This window comes from Lysobacter tyrosinilyticus, assembly GCF_054779815.1.
Genome location: NZ_BAAGXN010000013.1, coordinates 126876 through 142543, shown reverse-complemented (window position 1 = coordinate 142543; position 15668 = coordinate 126876). Strand labels below are relative to the sequence as shown.

At 63.1% G+C, this 15668-nt stretch carries 12 protein-coding genes and 1 pseudogene; 8 read left to right on the top strand and 5 right to left on the bottom strand.

Annotation, left to right across the window (positions count from 1 at the left end; translation table 11 throughout):
- The first annotated feature begins 112 nt into the window (after positions 1-112).
- Positions 113-1564, top strand: a complete 1452-nt coding sequence (locus ACYVGK_RS15320) for a bifunctional 2-methylcitrate dehydratase/aconitate hydratase (RefSeq protein WP_460735237.1) — start codon at positions 113-115, stop codon at positions 1562-1564.
- Between the two features lie 12 nt (positions 1565-1576).
- On the opposite strand, the gene ACYVGK_RS15315 is transcribed toward ACYVGK_RS15320, so the two are convergent.
- Positions 1577-1792, bottom strand: a complete 216-nt coding sequence (locus ACYVGK_RS15315) for a hypothetical protein (protein WP_460735235.1) — start codon at positions 1790-1792, stop codon at positions 1577-1579.
- On the opposite strand from ACYVGK_RS15315, the gene ACYVGK_RS15310 reads away from it, so the two are divergent.
- Positions 1791-2285 (top strand): nuclear transport factor 2 family protein, encoded by a 495-nt coding sequence (locus ACYVGK_RS15310; protein WP_460735233.1) that lies wholly within the window; start codon positions 1791-1793, stop codon positions 2283-2285. The genes ACYVGK_RS15315 and ACYVGK_RS15310 overlap by 2 nt on opposite strands.
- A 74-nt stretch (positions 2286-2359) precedes the next feature.
- Here the strand turns inward: ACYVGK_RS15310 and ACYVGK_RS15305 are convergent, their stop codons facing one another.
- Positions 2360-3235: a right-handed parallel beta-helix repeat-containing protein gene (locus ACYVGK_RS15305; protein ID WP_460735231.1), complete on the bottom strand. Its 876-nt coding sequence runs from the start codon at positions 3233-3235 to the stop codon at positions 2360-2362.
- A gap of 643 nt (positions 3236-3878) precedes the next feature.
- Here ACYVGK_RS15305 and ACYVGK_RS15300 point away from each other — a divergent pair.
- Positions 3879-5015: a dipeptidase gene (locus ACYVGK_RS15300; protein ID WP_460735229.1), complete on the top strand. Its 1137-nt coding sequence runs from the start codon at positions 3879-3881 to the stop codon at positions 5013-5015.
- Positions 5016-5109: 94 nt separating this feature from the next.
- Positions 5110-5244 (top strand): annotated as a pseudogene (locus tag ACYVGK_RS15295) (IS3 family transposase); the annotation flags it as partial.
- A 111-nt stretch (positions 5245-5355) separates the two neighbouring features.
- On the opposite strand, the gene ACYVGK_RS15290 reads toward ACYVGK_RS15295, so the two are convergent.
- From ACYVGK_RS15290 to ACYVGK_RS15280, 3 genes are all read right to left on the bottom strand, one after another.
- On the bottom strand, positions 5356-6351 hold the full coding sequence (locus ACYVGK_RS15290; RefSeq protein ID WP_460735227.1) for a hypothetical protein: 996 nt from the start codon (positions 6349-6351) through the stop codon (positions 5356-5358).
- 279 nt (positions 6352-6630) lie between these two features.
- Positions 6631-9465, bottom strand: coding sequence for a protein kinase domain-containing protein (locus tag ACYVGK_RS15285; RefSeq protein ID WP_460735225.1), 2835 nt, complete (start codon positions 9463-9465; stop codon positions 6631-6633).
- 45 nt (positions 9466-9510) lie between these two features.
- Positions 9511-10056, bottom strand: coding sequence for an ECF-type sigma factor (locus ACYVGK_RS15280; protein WP_460735223.1), 546 nt, complete (start codon positions 10054-10056; stop codon positions 9511-9513).
- A 153-nt stretch (positions 10057-10209) separates the two neighbouring features.
- On the opposite strand from ACYVGK_RS15280, the gene ACYVGK_RS15275 reads away from it, so the two are divergent.
- The 4 genes from ACYVGK_RS15275 (at position 10210) to ACYVGK_RS15260 (ending at position 15595) form a co-directional block, all read left to right on the top strand.
- On the top strand, positions 10210-11133 hold the full coding sequence (locus tag ACYVGK_RS15275; RefSeq protein WP_460735221.1) for a hypothetical protein: 924 nt from the start codon (positions 10210-10212) through the stop codon (positions 11131-11133).
- A 653-nt stretch (positions 11134-11786) separates the two neighbouring features.
- Entirely contained in the window at positions 11787-12161 is a 375-nt protein-coding gene (locus ACYVGK_RS15270; RefSeq protein WP_460735219.1) for a hypothetical protein, read from the top strand.
- Between the two features lie 209 nt (positions 12162-12370).
- A complete protein-coding gene (locus ACYVGK_RS15265) occupies positions 12371-14854 on the top strand; it encodes a hypothetical protein (protein WP_460735217.1) in 2484 nt (827 codons plus the stop codon).
- 81 nt (positions 14855-14935) lie between these two features.
- Positions 14936-15595, top strand: a complete 660-nt coding sequence (locus tag ACYVGK_RS15260; protein ID WP_460735215.1) for a hypothetical protein — start codon at positions 14936-14938, stop codon at positions 15593-15595.
- Positions 15596-15668 lie beyond the last annotated feature (73 nt).

The following is a 15668-nucleotide window of genomic DNA, read 5'->3' as shown; positions in this document are numbered from 1 at the left end:
GCGTGCAAAGACACGCGGCTTGATTGCCTCCGTCCCCTATGACTCCTTTGCCGCGCCCTCACGGCGCTCCGCGCCACACTGATCGCTCCCGTTCCGTCCGTGGGAAGCGTCCATGAGTCACTTCGACAGCCGCTCCGCCATCCGCCCGCCACCGGATGCGCCGATGGTGGACATCGCCGACTACGTCGTCGATTACCGGATCGACTCGCAGGAGGCCTTCGACACCGCCCGCTACATGCTGCTGGATTCGCTGGCCTGCGCTGCGCTGGCGATGGACCACGCGCAGTGCGTGCAGCACCTGGGTCCGCTGGTGCCGGGTGCGGAGCTGAAGGGCGGCGCGCGCGTGCCGTTCACCGCGTTTGAGCTCGATCCGGCGCAGGCCGCCTACAACATCGGCGTGCAGATCCGCTGGCTCGACTTCAACGACACCTGGCTCGCCGCGGAGTGGGGGCATCCGTCGGACAACCTCGGCGCCCTGCTCGCGGTCGCCGACTACCTGGGCCGCAAGGCCGAGCGCGAAGGCGGTCAAGCGCTGACCGTGAAAGACGTGCTGGGCCATGCGATCAAGGCGCACGAGATCCAGGGCTGTTACGCGCTGAAGAATTCGTTCAACCGCGTCGGCCTCGACCACGTGATCCTCGTGCGCTTGGCGTCGAGCGCCGTCGCCACGCGCATGCTCGGTGGCGGCAAGGACGAGGTGATCGCCGCCGTGTCGCACAGCTGGATCGACAACGGCGTGTTGCGCACCTACCGGCACGCGCCCAACACCGGTCCGCGCAAGAGCTGGGCCGCGGGCGACGCCTGCCGCCGCGCCGTCATCCACGCGCTCAACGCCATGAAGGGTGTTGTCGGTTATCCCAGCGCGCTGAGCGTACCGACCTGGGGCTTCTACGATGTCGCCTTCGAAGGCAAACCGTTCGAGTTCGAGCGGCCGTTCGGCAGCTACGTGATGGAGAACACCCTGTTCAAGATCAGCTTCCCGGCCGAGTTCCATGCGCAGACCGCGGTGGAGTGCGCGATGCGGCTGCACGCGCAGGTCAAGGACCGGCTCGACCGGATCGAGCGCATCGAACTGGAAACCCAGCAAGCCGGCGTGCGCATCATCGACAAGACCGGCCCGCTCGCGAACTACGCCGATCGCGACCACTGCCTGCAGTACATGGTGGCCGTGCCCTTGATCTTCGGCCGCCTCACCGCCGACGACTACGCCGACGCGGTGGCCAGCGATCCGCGCATCGACGCGCTGCGCGCGAAGATGGTGGTGCGCGAGAACCCGCAGTTCACCGCCGATTACTTCGATCCCGACAAGCGCTACATCGGCAATGCGGTGCAGGTGTTCTTCACCGACGGCACCGCGACCGAGCGGGTCGCGGTCGACTACCCGATCGGACACCGCAAGCGCCGCGTCGAGGGCATCCCGGTACTGATGGCCAAGTTCGAACCGGCCATGCGCGCCCGCTTGCCGGCGGCCCACGTCGATCGGCTGCTGGCCCTGGCGGCCGAGCCCGCGGAGTTGGAGTCGTTGCCGATCACGCGGTACATGGACCTGCTCGCCAACGCCTGAGACTTGTGCGTTTTAACGCAGTGTCCAGAGTGGACTTTTCTTCACGATGCCATCCAGGCGAGTGGAGAAAGTCGGCTCTGACCCTTGTTTTGAATAAATGAACCTGACCCCTTTATCGGCGTTATCGCCGATCTTGCCGTTTCGCCAGTCCTGTGACCAAAGACACTCGTTACCCGGGTCAGCGGCCGCGACGATGCTTGCAGTTTCCCATTGAAAGGACTCACTCATGACGCCCTTCCTTCGCTCGACCTGTTTGAGCATCGCTTTGTTGTGCGGCGCGAGCTTCTTCGCAGTCAGTGCTCATACCAGGCCGTCTGCGGAACAGAATCTGCTAGATCTGGGCAAGCAACTGATCGAAGCGCAGCGCACCTTTGACCAGGCGGCGTTGGAGTCGATGCTGGCTCCGGGCTATCTGGAGATCTCACCTGTCGGCGATGTGGATACACGCACTCAAGTCATCGGCTTCTACAGTCCTGAAGCGAAGGCCGGGATGGCCGCAAGCGGCAAGGCGCCGCCGATGATCGAGCTCAGCGAGCCGGTGGTGCGAATTCTGGGGGACGATGCGACGGTGATCGCGCGCGAAACCCTGATTGTTCCAGGCAACGACCCGACGCGAACCGTCGCGATGCGCGTCCTGCTTCATTTCCATCGGACCAATGGCCGGTGGCTGCTGCAGACCTCGCAGTACACGTCATTGCGAAAGGCGGCTACGCCGAAGTAGCCCAGCGTTGCCCCTCGCGAAACAGGGCCTGGATGCCCTGCTCGGCGGCCACTTTGAAGTTCGGGGCGGCAAACCTACGGTGTGTCGTGCCCACTGCGAGGGATGGTGTTGTCGAAGGCATTGCATTGCATGACCGGGCTATCAAAGCCCACGATTAGGTTGTCAAAGACCGGGCCCAACTCCTCCGACCCGCACTGGATGCCGATCGTGCTGAATCCTCCGGGGAAGTGACCCGGATTGGCATTCAAGTGGTTTCCGCTCACCTGCAGGGATGCGCCGCTTTCAGAGACCCTGATGCCCACGCGAGCCACATCGCGAACGCGGTTGCCGCTGACACTGCCAGCGGTGTTGAGGTAGACCAAAATGCCGGTTCCGACTGAGCCGATGACCGTGTTGTCGATGATGTCGATGAAGCCGATCATGACCATGGCAATCTGCCCGCCGTTGTCGCGCAGGATATTGCTTCGCACTACGGACTTCTCGCCGCCGATCACCTGTAGGCCATACCCGATGTTTAGATCGAACTGGTTGTCCTCGACCAGATGGCCGCCTCCGGTACTCAGGAAGTTGGCGGACAGGTCCACGCCAGCCCCGAAGCCGCGAACCTTGCACTGGCGTACCGTGATGTGCCGGCGGTCTTCGGAGAAGATCGCTCCCGCGCGAGAGTCGGGGCCCGCCGCCAATCCGTCGATTGTGAAATGGTTGCAATCGATCGTGACGTTGTCACTGTTGATGACAATCGCACGGCCGCTGGTGATGGCAGTGGCGAGGTCGCGCCGAAGGCACCAGGTGCCCGGTGTAGAGATGGTCGTCGGCAACGTATCGATGAAGCCGGTGCAGTGGTCGAAGCTGCGGGCGGCACGCGCCGGACTCTGGGCGAAAGACGCCGATGCCAGGATGGCGCTGGTCGCCAGTATCAAGCCAATGGCGATGTAGCGAGCTGTTTTCATGATCCCGCTCCCGGCAGGCGACTTGCCGATAGGCACGCCGCGTTATTGGATTGGTCCGTAGCGTCGCTCGGAAACAAGCAGCCGACTTCGTCATCATCGCCGAGCGTGGTAATCGACGAGAGAAATCGGCGTGACACCGATGTGAGTTCAAGCCGCGGCTCCCCGAGGGGGAACACACGTTTGGCCCATTATTCTGCGTCGCGATGATCAAATAGAGTCAGGTCTAACCCTTACGGGGGATCAATTGCTCTGCCCCGCTCCTAGCCACAGCCTACAAGGCCTTGGCGATAGTGACGTTTGTGATTTTTCCCCGGAATTTTCCAGTGTCAGAACAAGGGTCAGATCCATTTGCCGCGTCGAGTAAATGAACCTGACCCCTTTATCGCGCGCCATTGAAGGCAAGATCCGGGCGCACGTGGTGGGGGCCCAGCGAACGGACTGATGGCGGTCTCTGAACCTGACGCCTATTTGCGATTGCGTCCGCGCTTGTCCGCCATGTGTCCGCGCGGACGTCCGACGCCCCTCCCTACACGGACCGCTTCACCGCGCGAGCCTGCTACGACGCGGAATCGAGAATTGGCACGATGCTTGCTCACACGTTACGCGATGCGTCTCTATCGACGGCGCGGATTTGGAGCAACACATGGGCAAGCGAACAGACAGACGCGACTTCCTGAAAACCTCGGCCGCACTCGCGGCCGGGTTCGTTCTGACACCTATCGCAGGAGCGGCCTCGAAACGCGTCGAACCATCGATTCGTTACCGCGACGCCATCATCATCGACGGCAATCTGGTGCCGCCGTTCGACGACACCGCCCCCCTCGATCGCTCCACGGCGCTCGCGGTGAAGTCGTCGGGGCTGACCGCTCTGAAGGCAACGCTGGGTGGCAGCAATGGCGACTTCGCCCAGGCGAGTGCCGACATCGATGCTTACGAAGCCGGCATCCGCCTCAACCCCGACGTGTATCTCAAGATCGAACAGGTGTCCGACCTTCTGCGCGCCAAGCGCGACGGCAAGGTAGGCATCATCTTTTCGTTTGAAGGCGTCGACATGCTGGAGGCGAAGCTCGAACGCATCGATCACTTTCGCGCGCGTGGCGTACGCGTGATGCAGTTGTCGTACAACCGATCGTCTGCGTTCGCATCCGGGGTGCTGAGCCCTCAGCCGGCTTCGGGTCTGACCCCGCTCGGACGTGAAGCCGTGCAACGAATGAACACCGCAGGCGTAACCCTGGACCTCAGCCACTGCGATGAGGGTTCGACGCTGACGGCGCTCGCCGTGTCCAGCAAACCCGGATTGATCACGCATGCCGGTTGCGCTGCAGTGCATGCACATCCTCGCAACAAGAGCGACACCGTGTTGCGTGCCGTGGCGGCCAAGGGCGGCATGGTCGGCATCTACGACCTGGGCTTCCTGACCCGATCCCCGCGACAACCGACGCTCGATGACTATCTGCGCCATATGCGCCATGCCTTGAACACCTGTGGCGAGGACCACGTAGGGATCGGCAGCGATGCGCTGCTGATGACGTTCGACACATCACCGGAGAGCATCGCCCAGTGGGACAAGGACATTGCTGCGCGTAAAGCCAGCGGCGTCGCGGCACCGGGCGAAGGCCCACCGCCGTTCGTGGTCGGACTCAACCGTCCCGACCGCAGCTTGCTCATCGCCGATGCGCTGGCGCGCCGCGGCTACAGGGCGCGGACCGTCGAGAAAGTGCTTGGTCTCAACTTCCAGCGGGTATTCGCCGACACATGGACGAGCGCCGAAAGCGCATAGGGACGGTAAGCGAATAGCAAGGCACAGGATCGAAAATGTTCCAGGTTGATTTTCAGGACCCTATGAGAATGGCCCTGGAACCTTTTTCGATTGCCGCGAAGCCGCACGCATGGCGGTGTTCGAGTATGTCGAGCTGTTCTACAACCGCATCCGCATGCACTCGGCACTGGGCTACCAGTCACCGGCCCGTGCGGAGCAGGAGTATCAATCGGTCAGGGCTGTATCCTGACTACTCGTCTGTGGAAAGCGGGGCAGTCCACTCTGACCCTGCTTTCGACAACCGATTTCGACCCAAAGCGGCCATCGCGATGCCAATAGATTTGGCACTAGAGCTACGCCCTTACTTCTCAAACGCGTACTTCGCACGGTCGCGCCGATCCTCGTCATCGGTATCTCCCGTGTGCAACGTGTGTTCAAGCAGACGTTGCTTGAGCGACGCAGGAACGAGTGCCCTGTCCTGTGGATGGCGCTTGGAGAAATACCATCCAGCGAAGTACCGAGCCGCGCCTTCCAGCAATGCATCGCTCGCATCGGGCGCCTGCGCAGCCGCGATTATGCGATCGGTGGGGTAGTCCAACAGCAATTGTTCGGCAATCTCCTCGTAACCAGGAAAGCCCGACCAGCGCCCGCTTCCGGAACCAAACCAGACGAGCAGCGTCTGGATTGCCGCATCGCGATCGGGATTTGCAGACGTGAACGCAGCGCGGAGATCCTCCATTGGCTTGCCAAATGGCAGCATCCCCTGCTGGAAATTGGCGTCCGCATCCCAGAACGGCTCGATGGACGAGGGCATCGCAGCGAGGAAGCGCTTCCGGCCGGCTGCATTGCGGGCATTCTCGGCCTCCTGGCTCTTCTCCATGTCCTCCAGGGAGTGCGAGAGCGGAAGCTGCAGGCTCGCCATCAGGTCGTTGAGCACCTTGGGGGAGCCCGCAGCCCCGGCGCCACCGAGCATCTTGCCGTCCCGAAACACTTCCACCTGTTGGCAGGAGTAGCAGAGGAGGACGTCGTACGCGTGTCCCTTGAACTGGATTCGGAGTGCGTGCCTTGGGTCGAAGCATGCCGCCATGGCCCCGTCCCATCCGGCGATCGCCGAATCAAACGCGTCGACAGCGATCGACCTCTGCGCGTCGCTCAAATCGGATTGCCCAAGGATTTCGTACCCCTGCAGTCGCGCGACTTTCTTGTCGGGATCGTCCCACGGTTCCAGGGAATAAATAACGGCATGCCCAGTGGAATGAAGCGCCTGTGCTGCTTCTGCGGGAAGTGCGTTTGGACGATCCGACGCGACAGCGGTGCTCGATGCGAGCATCCATGAGATCAACAGGAATATCTTCACCGGCACTCTCAAACATTCGATGGGCCGCTCAGGATAATCAATCCTGTGGTGTCGGATATTTCGTCGTTGACTAATGCTCCCTTCTTGCCGACAGCCGTAGGAAAAGTCCTACCCCACCCCGCGGCATTCCCCGACAGACGCCTGCGTAGTTCTCCGTAAACCTGTATTGCCCACTTCGTACGGGCCTGGAAACAGGGGTCAGAGTCGACTTTTGTCGCGATGCGATCTGGGCTAGCGGAGAGGGGGCCGCACGTCAGTTCGGATAGGGTTGTGCTCCCGTCAGAGCTTGGCCCGTGCCGGTGCGCCGGCAATGAGCCGTATCGCCGCATCGCGCTCGGCGCTCCGCTCCAGCGGTATTCCGGTGAACGACGCCTTGGCCTCGACGCGAAGCAGACGCGCGGCAGCCTGGTCGCCGAGCATGTCGTAGACGCCCGCAAGGCCGGTCGAGGCGCGCACGATAAGTGCAGCCGCATTCGGTTCGGTCGCCCTGGCCGCCGCTAGGGCGCGTTCGAACTGCGACTTCGCGTCGCTGTTGCGACCAAGACTCTGCAGAATTTCGCCTAACAGGAGGCGCGCCCGAATGGCCTTGTCGGAACCAAGGTCCGACAGTGCGTCATATGCCATGACGGCCTCTCCCGCGCATGCGGCCGCTCGCTCACGATTCCCTCGTGCAGCCATCAGCCCGGCCTCGACCGTTAACGCGAATGCGACGTCCGGATGAGCATCGCGATGCCGACGTCGCGCTTCCATAAGTGCCTCGTCGGCAAGCGCCCCGGCTTCGTCGAAACGACCGCGCGCGACGAGGACTTCGGCGAGGCTCGCGAGGTCATAGCTGCGGCCGTTGTCACCATAGTCCTCGCCCAGCAAGTGTTTCTTACGTTCGATTGCGTCGCGCAGCCCGGCTTCCGCTTTGGCGTACGCCCCCTGCCTAAAATTGATGCGCGCCAAATTGCCAATAGTCACCGCCTCGCTGACCGCCGCCGGCGCGAGTGCCCGGTTGACCGCGATCGACTTCGTGTAAAAGACGCCCGCTTCGCCAAGTTTGCCTTCGAGCGCAAGCACATTCGCCAGATCGTTGAGGTGCCAGGCGACACGCGGGTGCGGACGCGTGTACGCACGCGAATCGATATGGATTGCGGCGCGCATAAGCCGTTCACCCTCGCCGTAGCGACCGACTCGAACTAGTGCCCTCGTTAGAAGCGCCATCGCCTCGGCGACTTCGGCATGCTGCGCACCGAGCTGGCTGCGCTTGCGCGCGAGAGCTTCGCGCAACAGCGGCTCGGCGCGGTCGGCGTGGCCCGCATCCAGGAAGATCCAACCGAGATTCGTCACGGTCTCGGTCAGTGCACTGCTGTCGCTGGGCAGAACGCGGCGTCCGAGCGAGAGTGCGTTCTTGCCGACATCGATCGCCTTGGTCGAGTCGCCGATGCGCTCCTCTAGACCAGCGAGCCAGGCGAGCGCCTGCACTTCTTCCCGAGATTCTCGATTAGGGCCCGCCTCGAATGCCGCGATCGCATCCTGCAGGCGTGACCTCGCATCGCGAACGCGGCCAAGCTCGTCGGCTTCCTTCGCGATCAGATACTCGATGTATAGGGAACGCCGATCGGCCGCGCCGAACTGAGCCTTGGCGAGTGCGGCAGCCTCTTCGAGAGGCTGCTGCGCACGGTCAGGATGACCACTGCGGCGTTCGAGATCACCGATCAGCGCAAGAATCTCGACGCGCAGCGCCGGCTGCATCGCGAAATCGCGATTGGCCCGATCGCGACCGCGCGCAAGCAGTTCTTGTGCGGTTTCGCTCGTCTCGACTCCTGGGGACGCGCTGTCGAACAGGCCTTCGAGGAACGATTTGACCGCATCCGCACGCTGTGTCTCTGCTAACGCTACGAGCGCCTGCGCGCGCGCATTCTGCGCGGCGCGACGCGCGAGACGCGATTGATGCAAGCTGACGGTCGTCGCCCCGCCGAGGGTTGCAGCGATCAGTACGCCGGCTGCGACTGCAAAGGCGTGTCGTTTTGCAAACATGAGGGCGCGATACGCGAATGTGTTCGCGCGGGCGCACACTGGCTTACCTTCGAGGTGGCGTTCGACATCGTCGCGCAGCGCGGCGACGGTCGCATAGCGATGACTGGGATCAACCTGCGTCGCCTGATGCACGATCGCATGCAGATCGGTGCCGAGTTTGCGCCGCAGCGTCGCGTCGTCGAACACCGCCGCATAGCCACTGGAATGGTCGGACGCGCCCGCATCGATTGCTCGATCGCGGGTCCGGAGCGGTCGCAGGCCGGTGAGCTGCTCAGCCAGCAGGAGGCCGAGTGCATAGACGTCGATCGCGGTGGTAGCGGTGCCGCCGGCGAGCTGCTCGGGTGCGGCGTAGGTGCGCGTCAGGTACCGCGCCTCGGTGCGGGTCTGTTCGCCTTCATCGTCCAGCAGCTTGGCGATGCCGAAATCGACGAGTTTGACGCAACCATCGTCGCTGACGAGCACGTTGCTCGGCTTCAAGTCGCGATGCACGATCAGGTTGCGGTGCGCGTGTTCGACTGCCTTGCAGACGTCGACAAACAACGCGAGACGGTCGCGTCTTTCGAGGGCGTGTTTCTCGCAATGCGCAACGAGGTCGTTGCCGGCAACGAATTCCAGCGCGAAAAACGGCGTACCCGTTGGCGTGAATCCCGCATCGAGCAACTGGGCGATGTGCGGGTGCTGCAGACGAGCGAGGATGTGCTGCTCGCGCAGGAAACGCCGGCGCTCATCGGGAGCGTGCACGTTGATGCGCAACAGCTTGAGTGCGACGGTTTGCGAACCGCCAGGTAACTCGCGCTCCGCTTCAAATACGCTGGCCATGCCGCCGGCGCCGACGAAGCGCCGTATGTGATAGCCGGAAATGGTTGGCGACGTATCAGACAGATCGTCAGCGAGCGTCGGCAGCCAGCCTGCGACACCTCGTTCGAGCATCTCTATGCTGGGCGCATTGTCGAGTGCGCGCGCAACGAGCGTGCGTAGCGTCGCGTCCTCGCAGTGCCTGCACAACCATTCGGTCTGTTCGGCGACAGGCACGTCGAACAGGCGGTCGAGCAGCGGTTCGATCTCATGCCAACGTTCGGCGAACTCGACCATCATCGGCGGCGCGCAAGGTCATCGATCGCAAGTGTCGGCCTCACGTCACGCTCCTTGCGTCAGGCAGGCAGACAGGAAAGTGCGCGCCTTCAGCCAGTCGCGTTCGACGGTACGCGTGGTGACGCCGGTGGCCTCGGCGATCTCCCCGTTCGAGAGGCCGGCGAACAACCGCAACTCGACGACACGTACAAGCCGCTGATCCAAGGCAGCGAGTCGCTGCAGAGCCTCGTCGATCGCTAGCACATCGATGACTTCCGCCCTCTCCGCCTCCGTCATCTCCGGCACCTGACGTTTCTGTGCGTTCTTTCGTCGCGCGTGATCGACAAGGACATGGCGCATTACGCGGCTCATGTACGCATACAGATGCGCGCGATCGGCGAACGTGACGCCGTTGTTCTGTCGGGCCAGCGTCAGATAGGCCTCGTGGACCAGCGCCGTCGTTTCGAGCGTATGCGCGCCTTCGTGCGCCCGCTGGCGGTGCGCGAGCTGGCGCAACGATGCATAGACCATGGGAATCAGCCTCTCCATCGCTGCGGAGTCGCCGCTCGCGGCACGCTTGAGGACTTCAGTGATATCGGATGCGGAGCTCATTGTCGCGAGATTCTAGCAACCGGCCCGGCGCTTCCGGCCGGCAGCGTGTCGGTCCCGAGGGCGTCTTTGCGCTTTAAGGAGGGATGGTGAAGTTCCGGACGGTCACGACCCGTCGGAGTGCCATCGCTACTTCTTTCAACCAAGGATTGAGTTATGTCAGACCATCGAACTTCGCGTCGCCGGCTTGCACAGGCAGCGACCCTCTTTACCCTGGTACTCGCCGGGTCTGTCGGCGCGGCCTCTCCCGAAGCAGGAACCAGCACGGATACCGCCGCACACTACACTTATAAGACGATTGACTATCCCGGCGCGTCGGTCACGATCTTCTGGGGAATCAACGATCTGGGCGAAATGGCCGGTCAATACACCCTGAGCGGTCAACCGGCGCACGCCATGGTTTATAGCGACGGCCGTTTCGAGTCGCCCGACCCGGAAGGCTTGTTCGGCGACAACTTCAGCGCCGCTGGCGGCCCCACCAACAACGGCACGGTCTTCGGCGGCTACGCCGATGCATCGAAGCAGCAACACGGCTTCGTGATCCGGCGGGGCCAGGTCGAGACGGTCGATTTTCCCGGACGTCTCAATTCAAACGTGGATGGCGTCAATACGCGCGGTGACATTGCCGGCGTGTATTGGGACGCCGACGGCATCTATCACGGCGTGTTGCGCCATCACGGGCACGATACGCCGATCGACGTCCCCGGCGCACGCGACACGTATCCGCTGGGCATCAGTGCCAATGGCGAGATCGTCGGCTATTGGGACACCAAGCCCGGCGAGACGCACGGCTTCCATCGCAGCGCGAGCGGACAGTTTTCGTCGATCGATGTGCCGACCGCCAAGTCCGGCGGAACAGTCGCATTCGGCATCAACGATGTTGGTCAGGTCACCGGCTACTACGTTGACACTTCCGGGCTCATTCACGGCTTCATCAAGACGCGCGGAAATTTCCAGAATCTCGATGTACCCGGTGCGAGGGCGACGATTGCAACCGCCGTGAACAATTTGGGCGAAGTCGCCGGTCAATACTTTGATGCGACCGGCAAACGGCACGGCTTCGTGGCGACACCGCGGTGATAGTGCGATAGCACCAACCAGGCAAGGGCTTCGCCCCGTGGCGGAGCCTTTGCCTATTCAACAGCGCAGCCGGTCAGCACTTGGTCCGCTGCGGCCTGGCGATGCCAGGCACCGCTGTCGGATGTCCTCGGCCATCGCCCAAGACGCATAGGCGCGAGGGTCAGATGTCCCACGCCCCTAGGGCGCGGAGCTGGCACCACTTGATGATCCAGGCCTTATGGCCCGAGGGTGTGTGCCGGGCATTTTCATGTCCGGCGTTTGCACGTTGCCGATCCTTCCCGAATGAGGCGATGGCCTTCGCTAAAGACGGCGAGTCCTTCCGGAAGGATGTTTCTGCCTTCGGCCAGGGCTCGCGAGCCTTGGCGTCGAGGCTTTGCGCCTCAAGGCCAGGACTCGGAATCCTTCTCGCAGCGGCGTTTGGCTTTCCGGAAGGCCGCGGAGTCCTTCGGACAGGCGGTCCGATCCTTCGCTCAAGACTCTAGATCTATAGCGAAGGCGTCGGCGCGCTTACGGCAGGACGCCAGCGGTTTCCGGGGTTGCTGGTTTTGCTGATTACGCGCCTTCCGCGCCCGGTCCACCCCGGGTCACTGTCGCGGCGGCCAAGTCGAGTGATACGGTCCGGCGGTCACGGAGGACATAGGGGGTGTCCGGAGATGACCACGCTACGCTTTTGGCTGCTGGCCGCCGCGCTCTATGCGCCTTTGGCGAGCGCCAACGATACGACGCCGTTCCAGTGCGAACGCCTGACGATCGCGAAGACCCGAAGCTGGGTCGCGCCGATCCTTCGCGACTTCTGTGAGAAGCAGGAAGCCAGCAATGGCCAGACGATGGCCAAGCTGCTCGGCAAGCCTCGTCCTTCCACCCAGGTGTACTTGCTTCCGAATTACGGAAGCCCAGAAGCCAAGCGCGCAGGACTGGCATGCGTAGGCGGTACCGCGATGCGAAGGCTCGCCAATGGATGGGAACAACTACGAGATCGACAGCAAAACTGGGTGAGGTGTCGGGACCTTGAGGAAAATGCACCCTGACTCCGTTTTGCGCGCGACATTTGGATCGGGATGGGATGGGGTGGGATGCGAGTGACGATCCGACGCACGCTTACATCGCTCGCCTGCTCGATCGAAATGCACTCTGACCGCACTCGCTTTGTACATGCCGGCGATGGAGCACGCGCCTCGGCCGGCCCCCCTGCCGCAACACGGATATCTGACGAAAGATCACTAAGGAGACGGTACGCATGGGGACAATTCTTTCGGCGCCAATGACATCGGCGCTGCAGGCGGTGAATCGGGACGAGCCGGATTGGGACGCGATCATCGATCAAGCCGGTCCGGGCGGACCGCTCGAGCGCTGGGTCCGACCGGGCCCGTACTGGCAGGTCGTGACCGGAATGCACGTGAACCTGGCCGACGTGATTCGTCACGCGGGTGAGGCCGCCAGCGCGAGCTCAAGTCACTTCCGCCTACTGGTTTTCGCCGACACCGTCGACGCACGGCACGACACCTCCGCATCCATCGACATCAAGTGGCTCGACGGCGTCGTGGTCATCGGCCGCCGCCTGCAGACCAACGCAACGCTGCACTACAAGATGAGAGGCGGCTTCGCCGAGGTGCTCGGCTTCTATATGCGGCAGATCGACCAGCCCGCCTGCCGGCCGCAACTGACGCGCCGATCGGAGTGGGAAGATCGCGATGGCAGCATGCGTTCGGATACGCAGACCCGCGATCTTCCGGATCCACTGACCCCGCAGGTGCTGGGAGCTGCGAACGAGAACATCGGTCTGTACGATCTCAAACAGGTGTTCGAGACGCTGCCGATCGACTTCTCGCTGATGCCGATGCAGGTCTGCCTGCGACTGCTGGAACGCATGCTGTTCACCGCGCAGTGGCTGGGCGCGCAGGGCAAGGGCGAGCGAGCGCTCGAACTGCTCGCGCGTCTGCAGGAGCTGCTCAAATTGCGGCCCGCCGAGCCCGCGTGGCAGGCGCTGGCACTGTCCTGTTCGAACCTGCAGGAATTGCTGCAGCCGGTGCGCTTCGATCCGGACCAGGTGCCATATCTGAGCGCGTCGTTCTATGGCGATGTGGCGCGTGACCACCTCCCCGCCTTGCAGACTTACGCGGGCAGCTATGCACGTCTCGCCGACCGCAACGTCGAACTCGGCGCACGCAAGGAAGCGGCGCGGCGCGTGCTCGGCGAGAAGGACGACGCCGGTGCGTTCCAGAAGCTGGTCGCCACCCAGCTCGCGGAGAACCTGCGGCTGGCGACCACCAACGTCAAACGCGCGCAGGACGCGATCGAGCCGCAGAACAAAAACGTGCGCCGCGCCGAAACTGCCTTCAAGGCCGGTCTGGACGCATGGCGCGAAGCCAAGGAACGCGAAGCGGCCTGGGCGATCGCCGGCGCGGTGTTCTCGTTCGTGTCCGGCGTGGGCTCGATGTTCGGCGGCAATGGCGCCGGCGCGGCCGATGCGGCCAAAGCGGCGGCGGACGTGGCGAGCACGGCGGCCAAGCTCGCCGAGATCATGAAGAAGCTGGTCAAAGTCGGCCAGGCCATCGAGAAGATCGTCAAGATGTGCCTGGCCATCGTGGCCGCTGCCGACAAGATTGCCGATGCGGGCAAGTTCGCCAACGACCTGTCCGCGATCAGCCGCGAATCGATGTCCGACGACGCCAAGGGCGCGCCGTCGGCCGGCGCGTATTGGGACCAGCTGTGGGTCGAAGTGGAGACGCAGCTTGCCCCCGCGATCAAGGAAGGCGTCGGCGGCGCGGAGGAGTACCTGAAGGAACTCAAGATCCTGGTGATCTACGGCCGCGCCCTGACCACCGCGCAGGCGGCGCTGCCACCGCTGATCCAGGAGATCGCGCGCAGCAAGCTCCAGACAGAGATCGCCGCGCGCCAGCACGACGCGGTTTTGCGTGAAATCGACGGAATGAAGAAGGACGAGCTGTTGTCCGCCCACGCCATGATGCTGCTGTGGGGCAACTATCGCGCGGTGCAGCGCTCGTTGCTGGTCGTGTTGAGTCAGTTCGACGCCGCCTGGCGCTACTGGGCCCTGGACGACGTCGCCGCCCGCGACAACTACCGCGGCATCGCCGACCTGGCCGAGGACCTCAAAGCCGTCGGCGATCTGCGCAAGATGCAGGCACGCGCACTGGAAAGCTTCAAGCCCGCGCCGCAAGAGTTCCGCCGCACGACGCAAGCGCTCTCGACCACGCAACGCGACGCGCTGCTCGACGGCCAGCGCATCGGCCTGCGCCTGACGCCCGAGCACAGCCCGCTGTCGGGCTGGGGCCTGGCCAGCCGCGTGCGCGTATCGGAGATCCACGTCTGGGTGGAATGGGCGCCGGGCAAGCGGCCCAGTCGCGGCGCGATCGAGTTCACCGTGCGCAGCAGCGGTGCGTACGACGACCGGCGCCTCGTGGGCAGGACACCCAAGTCCTTCCACTTCCATGGCGCGCCGGTGGACCTGACCTTCCGCTACGACCTCGCCGCCACGCCGGCGGACCAGCCGGACACGGTGCGCGTACGCGCGGCCATCGCCGAAGATTTCCGCACGTCGTACAGCGAACCCACGCTCTACACCGACTGGATCGTATCGACCCCGAAGGTGAGCGCAGGCGACGCCGACACCGTGGATATCGTCAAGCTGAAGGCGGATATCACCGGCATCCGCGTGGAGTTCTCGGGAACGTACATCAAGGATCCGGATCGGGTGGTGTGAAGCAGCAACCGGGCAGAGTGTCATTTTCAGAATGGCACTCTGACCCCGTTTTTCGACCCCGTTTTTCGCGGAAGGATTCGTATGGAAAAGGTTCTTGCTATTGGCGGTTCCGGCTACCTGATTCCCGCCGTCCTATTCATTTTGGTGCTGTACGTCATCCGCGGGTTGTTTGGCTTGCATGGCCGCCGCAGCCAGCATCGCAAGGAGTTTTTGGAGCTATGGGACGCCACGAGGAGCCAAGACGATCTCTGGCTGGAAGTCGCCGTGCGACATCTCTGCGGTGCATATCTACCAGCTCGCGTCATTCGACTGGCGCTGGCTCAGCCCGATAGAAGCCAGTCACTGTTTGACTTGGCAGAGCTTTGGCCACTCTTTCGATTTGACGCGGACTCACAAACCGTCTCCTGGCAGCACCAGCGGCACAACACGCTAGCCAAGCGGCGCATGGGCCGGGCGGTACTGCTTGCCGGCTACTTCGCCTGCGCCCTAATCGCTGTACTCGCAGCACTGGTCGCGTCGAAGTCCGGTGATAGCACTTTCGCTGGATGGGTATATGGCGTGTGTGCGGTCGTAACAGGGTTCGTCGCCATCATTTGCCTCATGCGAGAAGACACCATCAAAACCGCTGCATCGATTGGTGATGAGTGGCAAAGCCGCATCAATCGACACGCGAAGCACTCAAATAGACCATCGAGCACGGCGCGCCACAGCGAGGATGCTGCACTAGAAGGTGCACTTTGACCGTTATTCCCTGAGTCGGAAAAGGCACTCTGACCCCGTTTTCACGGACTCGTAATGACCTTTGGCTGTGATT